General features: G+C 59.8%; 3 protein-coding genes and 1 pseudogene. 3 read left to right on the top strand and 1 reads right to left on the bottom strand.

Annotated features, from left to right (window positions below; translation table 11 throughout):
• Positions 1 to 171 precede the first annotated feature (171 nt).
• From ADT71_RS00505 to ADT71_RS00495, 3 genes are read left to right on the top strand one after another with little or no spacing between them, the layout of a single operon-like run.
• Positions 172 to 690 carry a hypothetical protein gene (locus ADT71_RS00505; protein WP_054434157.1) on the top strand — a complete coding sequence of 173 codons (519 nt, stop codon included), beginning with the start codon at positions 172 to 174 and terminating at the stop codon, positions 688 to 690.
• On the top strand, positions 687 to 2,378 hold the full coding sequence (locus tag ADT71_RS00500; RefSeq protein WP_054434155.1) for a DUF1592 domain-containing protein: 1,692 nt from the start codon (positions 687 to 689) through the stop codon (positions 2,376 to 2,378). Before ADT71_RS00505 ends, ADT71_RS00500 begins: the two co-directional genes overlap by 4 nt.
• Positions 2,379 to 2,395: 17 nt before the next feature.
• Positions 2,396 to 3,742 (top strand): DUF1552 domain-containing protein, encoded by a 1,347-nt coding sequence (locus ADT71_RS00495; protein WP_082370047.1) that lies wholly within the window; start codon positions 2,396 to 2,398, stop codon positions 3,740 to 3,742.
• A 279-nt stretch (positions 3,743 to 4,021) separates the two neighbouring features.
• Here ADT71_RS00495 and ADT71_RS00490 read toward each other — a convergent pair.
• Positions 4,022 to 4,212 (bottom strand): annotated as a pseudogene (locus ADT71_RS00490) (IS3 family transposase); the annotation flags it as partial.

The following is a 4,212-nucleotide window of genomic DNA, read 5'->3' as shown; positions in this document are numbered from 1 at the left end:
ATGCCCCCCATGATCTGATGATCAAACAGGCGGCATGAACGACAACCGGGATTAGCTTAACTCAGCCGCCAAACTGTCCAAGAAGGCGGGACCACCTCAGTCAGCGGAATCGACGATGAGCGGAATGACGATCAGGTCGAGGTTGCGATCATTTACAGCCGGGACAAGCCGATGCGCGATACTGCCGGCAAGGTCTTCATTCCAAATTACACGTTCCGTCCGACGGACGATCCGAACTTCACGCTCTTCAACATGAGAGTGAAAGGCCGCATCCACGATGGCGTCGTGATGACGGACACGATACCGAAATTCGACGCCAACCTTGGACAGGATCCGTTGCTGGAACTGTTCAAAGCCCGCATCCGGCTCGAACCGCAGCCCGACGGCACAATGAAGGGTATTCTCGGCGGATACCGGGACTGGCGGCGGATCGCGGAAGGCAACGGCAGCGGATATTCCGAAGGGCTCTTCGGCTATCAGGCGCCAGCGGTCTATTACGCGTTGCAGCGTGAGGCTGACGGCCTGCAGAACCCGGTGACCGGCGAATATGACGGCATTTCGGTTGCCTACGAAATCGACACCGTACCTGCGTTCATGACGAAGGAATCGCCTTCGGACATGGCCATGGCGGACAAGGCGCTGGCGGACAATGCTCACGCGCGATCATCGAAAAAGGGAGATGTGCGGTGAGCCTTTCAGGCGGTGCGCGCCGACTCAAGTTCAGCACCCTGGTGTTCGGTGCCGCGACTATCGTGGCCGTTTCGCTCGGCGTTGGAGTAGGAGCTGACGAAACTCCCAAGCCTGCGGTAACCGAGCCGATTTCAACTGGTGGCCCGGCAACCTTCAGGCGCTTGACGGAGGACGAGTACAAGCAATCGATCGCCCAGATCTTCTCTGCGGACATCACGGTTCCCGGACGTTTCGAACCCTCCGTCAGGGAGGATGGGCTTCTGGCAATCGGTGCCTCGAAAGTCGTGGTGACGCCTGCGGGTCTTGAGCAATACGTCATCCGTGCCCGGGAGATTTCCTCGCAGGTCCTGAGCACCGAGAATCGGGTCAAATTCCTTAATTGCGCGCCTTCATCAGCCGTATCCTTCGACGCAGCCTGCGCCTCGGCGTTCCTAGGCAAGTACGGTCGCCTTCTGTTCCGCAGGCCATTGACCCAAGCCGAGCTTGGCGCGGCGGTTGATCTTTCCGAGCGAACGACCAAGACGGCAGGCGATTTCTACCAGGGACTGGGCGCGGGCCTGTCCTCGCTGCTTATGTCGCCAGCCTTCGTGTTTCGCATGGAAGTCACCGAGCCCGATCCTACCCGGCCGGGCGCAAACCGGCTTGATGCCTATTCGCTGGCAAGTCGTATCAGCTTCCTGCTCTGGGACTCGCCGCCTGACGAAGCATTGCTGGCATCTGCCGCAAGCGGAGATCTGCATACACAGGCTGGCCTCCAGGCGCAGGTGGACAGGATGCTGGCGGCCCCGCAGCTCAAGCGGGGTGTAAGGGCGTTCTTTCAGGACATGTTGGCCTATGACCAGTTCGATGGCCTGTCGAAAGACCCTAGCCTTTACCCGATCTTCAATCCGCAGTTGAGGGATGACGCCAAAGAACAGAGCCTGCGCACGATCACAGGGCTCTTGCTGGACGACAAGGGCGATTACCGGGATCTCTTCACGACCAAGAAGACCTATCTCTCTCGCTCGCTCGGAGCCCTTTACGGCGTGCGTGTCGACTACCGCGGGTTCGGGGACTGGATGCCCTACACATTCCCTGAGAACGATCCGCGCGCCGGCGTACTTACTCTGGCTGCTTTCCTGATGCTCGATCCCTCACACGAAGGACGCAGTTCACCGACCATCCGCGGCAAGACTGTGCGGGAAAACATGCTGTGCGAGATGGTTCCATCGCCGCCCGCCAATGTGAATTTCGATCTGGTGCAAGACGTCAACGACCCGGTCCACAAGACAGCCCGAGAACGATTGACGGCTCACCAGGACAATCCGGCCTGCGCCGGCTGCCACCGTATCACCGACCCAATCGGGCTCTCGCTTGAAAACTACAATCCGGTCGGCAGCTACCGCGCTCAAGAAAATGGCGTGACGATCGACGCCAGCGGCACTTTCGAAGGCAAGTCCTACAAGAACGGCCTGGAGCTCACAAAGCTGCTGAGGGATAGCCCGGCGGTCACCAGCTGCGTGACACAGCGTGTCTTCGAATACGGGGTCGGTCGCAAAGCGACGGCCGGCGAGGAGCCCTGGATTGAATACGCGGTCAATCAGTTCGGCGAGGACGGATACCAGTTCCCGGCCCTGCTGAGGCGGATTGCCACGAGTCAGGCATTCCAGGCGGCAACCGGCCCCACTGTTGCCTTCAACTCGAAATAAGAAGCAGGAGAACGACGATGTTGGACCTGTCCAGACGGAACATTCTGAGAGGTATTCTACGCGGCTCCGCGATTACGGTGGCCCTCCCGTTCCTCGACCTTTTCCTTGACGGAAGCGGCGAAGCCCTCGCGGCAGGCGCCCCAATTCCCACACGCTTTGGCACCTGGTTCTGGGGGTGCGGCGTCAATGCGAAGCGGTTTTTCCCGGATGCCACGGGAACGGACTTCACCTTCAAGGACGAGACCCACGCGCTCACGCCTTTCAAGGCCAAAACGACCATCTTCTCCGGGTTTAACGTCATTCTCGACGGACAGCCCAATCTCACTCACTGGTCGGGGATCATGGGGGCGCTGGGCGGAACGACGCCGTCCAAGGGCGGGAATGGTATCGGCACGGCAGTTGCGCCTACGCTGGATTGCCTGATCGCCGATCATGTGTCTGCAGGGACGCGGTTTAAGTCGCTTCAGATGGCCTGCACCGGGCAATCGAGCGTTAGCTATTCGATGCGAGCCGGCAACACGGTCAATCCGAGCGATGTCGATCCCGTCACCGTCTACAAACGGTTGTTTGGACCGGATTTCCAGGATCCCAACTCGGGCAAGTTCACGCCCGACACCAAGCTGATGGTCGAGCAAAGCGTGCTTTCCTCGGTGAAGGATGGTCGAGAAAATCTCATGAGGAAGGTCGGTGCGGCCGACCGCGCGCGCCTCGACGAATACTTCACCTCGATCCGCGAGGTCGAACAGCAACTTGCAGTCCAGTTGCAGCCGCCGGCACCGGCTGAGGCTTGTCGGGTCCCAAAGATGCCAGCTGCTCTCGAGCCCGGCACCACGTGGGAGGCCGCGACCCAGATGCATGACCAGTTGACCGACCTGTTGGTTATGGCGCTCGCATGCAACCAGACGCGCGTTTTTCACGTCGCACTTTCTGCGGCGGTGTCGAACTTGCGGCGAGCTGGGCAGTCGGTCGCTCTGCACGAACTGACCCACGAAGAACCGATCGACGACAAACTAGGCTACCAGATCCAGGCGACTTACTTCCTGGAGCGCAGCATGGAGGTATTTGCGAGCCTTCTCGGAAAGCTCGATGCGGTCAAGGAAGGCAACGGGACCTTGCTGGATCACTCGCTGATCCTGGCGCTTTCCGAGAGCAATCTTGCCAAGTTGCATACTCTGGAATCGCTGCCGATGGTCGTTGCAGGATCGGCCGGTGGCAAATGGCGAGCCGGTCAGCACGTCAGTGGCAAGGGCGATACGACATCTCGCGTCGGCCTGACACTGCAGCAAGTAATGGGGCTCCCGGTTGGAAGCTGGGGCACGGGGCCAAATGCGACATCGAAATCGATCTCGGAGGTGATCGTCTGATCGGAGGCTGCCGCGTCCTCGCGGTGAACCGCTGACGGGAATGCACTGCCCGGCCCGGATCAGGGCCGATGAACGACAAAAAAGCAGGAATTCGGAGGGAGTGAAGCTGCAACGCCATCTGGCTTTGCGGGGCAATGGGTCATGCCGCCTAAACCCGGCAGCTGACCGCAAGACACACAGGGGAGGGGATATGAAAAGATCAGTAGTGTTGCTGTGTGGTTCGGCGCTCTGGGGCGGAACTGAAGCGCCCCGGGTTTTCAGGAGGCAGTTTTCATTTGGCTATGCAGCCATATCGAGGTTCTCGAGGGCTGCATAGTAATTGTCTTCGGCCTCAGCGGGCGGGATGTGCCCGATAGGGCCGAAGAGCCGGTGATTATTGTACCAATCGACCCAGCGCAGCGTTGCCATTTCCACGGCCGAAACGCTTGGCCATGATCGCTGCCGCCAGATGACCTCGGCCTTGTAAAGGC

This window comes from Novosphingobium sp. ST904, from assembly GCF_001298105.1.
Taxonomy (GTDB): Bacteria; Pseudomonadota; Alphaproteobacteria; order Sphingomonadales; family Sphingomonadaceae; genus Novosphingobium.
The sequence above is the reverse complement of the archived record's forward strand: the minus strand, read 5'-3'. Positions and strand labels throughout refer to the sequence as shown.